This window comes from Thiomonas sp. FB-6 (assembly GCF_000377645.1).
Classification (GTDB): domain Bacteria; phylum Pseudomonadota; class Gammaproteobacteria; order Burkholderiales; family Burkholderiaceae_C; genus Thiomonas_A.
Map to the genome: position 1 here is coordinate 1 of NZ_KB898545.1, position 1,406 is coordinate 1,406.

Annotated in this window: 1 protein-coding gene; it reads left to right on the plus strand. The window is 67.6% G+C overall.

Annotated elements, in window-relative coordinates; all coding sequences use genetic code 11:
• Nucleotides 1–1,406: condensation domain-containing protein (locus tag D466_RS22580; protein ID WP_038167124.1), on the plus strand; the 1,406-nt coding region annotated here is incomplete at both ends.

The window sequence follows — 1,406 nt, forward strand, 5'->3', positions numbered from 1 at the left end:
CATCCGACCATCGCCGGGCTGGCGGAGGTGCTCGAGGGCAACTGGCCGCAGTGGTCGACCGAGGCGATGACCGCGGTCGACCGCGGCGGACCGCTGGCGGAGGCGATCAAGGCCGTGGACGCTGGAGACCTGGACGTCGTGTCCTTTCCTCAGCGTGCGCTCTGGTTCCTCGATCAACTCGAGGGCGGTAGCCGCAATTACGTGATCGACTCGGTCACGCGCATCGTCGGCGAACTCGATCTCGACCAGCTCGAGGCCTCGGTGCAGGCGCTGGTGGTCCGCCATCCGGCGTTGCGTAGCGCCTTCATCCCCGGCGAGGACGGGCCGCGGTTGCGCGTCATGGACCCCTCGCTGGCACAGACCGTGAAGCTGCGCCGCGAGCGTGTCGTGCCGGGCGTCGATCTGCAGCAGCGGCTTCTAGCCCGCCTGAACCAGCCCTTCGACCTCCAGAGCGCGCCGCTGCTGCGGGCCAGCGTGCTTGAAGTCACCGCCGAGGACCATGTCTTCGTGCTTTCGATTCACCACATCGTCAGCGACGGTTGGTCGATGGCGATCCTGTTCCGCGAACTCGCCATGTTGTACGCAGGCGCCAGGCTGGGCGAAGCGCCGCCCCTGACTGCGCTGCATGCGCTGCTCCAGGCGCGGGCGCAATCCAGCGGCGCATTCGACGCTGACGAGGCCTACTGGCGCGAACAGCTGGCCGGCCTGCCGCGCCTGGATGTGCCGACGGACCATCCTCGCCCCGCGCAGCCCGGTGCGGACGGCCTGTCGGTGGGTTTTCGCATCGAAGCCGACGTGGCCGAGGCCTTGCGCGCAATGGCTCATGCGCACTCGACGACCCTGTTCACGGCGCTACTCGCGGCATTCCAGCTCTTGCTGGCGCATCACTCCGGGCAGGACGACGTGGCGGTGGGCGTACCGGTTGCCGACCGGGTCGATCCGGCGCTCGCCGACACGGTCGGCTACCTGGTAAATACCGTCGTCATGCGCACGCGTCTGGACGGCGCCATCCGTTTCGGAGAGCTGCTCGAGCGTGTCCGCGACACGACACTGGAGGCGATCAACCATTCCCGGATGCCCTTCGATCGCGTGGTCGCGGCATTGCAACCCGAGCGCGAGACGGGGCGTCATCCGCTGGTCGACGTAATCTTCGCATTCGACGACTTTCCCCAGCAAAGCGTGGAACTCGATGGCCTGCGGTGCAGCCCGTGGTCGATCCGTGGCGACACCGCGAAGTTCGACCTGTCGATGGCGCTGCATCCCGAAGGCCGAGGACTGGAGGGCTACCTGGAGTTCCGGACCGATCTGTACGACGAAGCGATGGTCGAGCGCATGGCGCGGCGCTTCGACGTGTTGCTGCGCTCGGTAGTGGCGTCGCCCGAGACGCCGATCGGGGAGTTGGCCTG